Origin of the sequence: Paracoccus simplex (assembly GCF_042648325.1) — a bacterium.
In the GTDB taxonomy this organism is placed as follows: Bacteria; Pseudomonadota; Alphaproteobacteria; order Rhodobacterales; family Rhodobacteraceae; genus Paracoccus; species Paracoccus simplex.
Window position 1 is genome coordinate 1 of record NZ_JBHRXE010000018.1, and the last position, 561, is coordinate 561.

The window sequence follows — 561 nt, forward strand, 5'->3', positions numbered from 1 at the left end:
CGGGCGGCGCTGCGGGTCGGCGCCGGGCTGGTGACGCTGCTTTGCCCGCCCGAGGCGCTGGCCGAGAATGCCGCGCGGCTGGATGCGGTGATGCTGCGCCCCCTCGCCGACCGGACCGGGCTGGAGCGGCTGCTGGAGGACCGCCGCTTCAACGCGCTGTGTCTTGGCCCGGGGCTGGGGCTGGACCGGGCGCGGGGGCTGGTGCCGGCCGCGCTGGCCTCGGGTCGGGCGGCGCTGCTCGATGCCGATGCGCTGACCGCCTTTGCCGATGCGCCCGAGGCGCTGCTGGCCGCGTTGCATCCGCGGGTGGTGCTGACCCCGCATGGCGGCGAATTCGCCCGGCTGTTTCCCGATCTGGCGCAACGGCTCGAGGCGCCCGCCGAGGCGGGGCCGGCGTTTTCGCGGCTGGATGCGGTGCGGCTGGCGGCCGAGCGGGCCGGCTGCGTGGTGCTGCTGAAGGGGCCGGACACGGTGATCGCCGCGCTGGGGCTCGAGCATCGCCGCGCCCTGCTGCCCGAGATCGTCGATGGCGCCGAGCAGACCCATCCGCTGACCGCCGAG

General features: G+C 76.3%; 1 protein-coding gene. It reads left to right on the top strand.

Annotated elements, in window-relative coordinates; genetic code table 11:
* On the top strand, positions 1 to 561 hold a 561-nt coding region (locus ACFOMP_RS07855; RefSeq protein WP_379029239.1), incomplete at both ends, for an ADP-dependent NAD(P)H-hydrate dehydratase.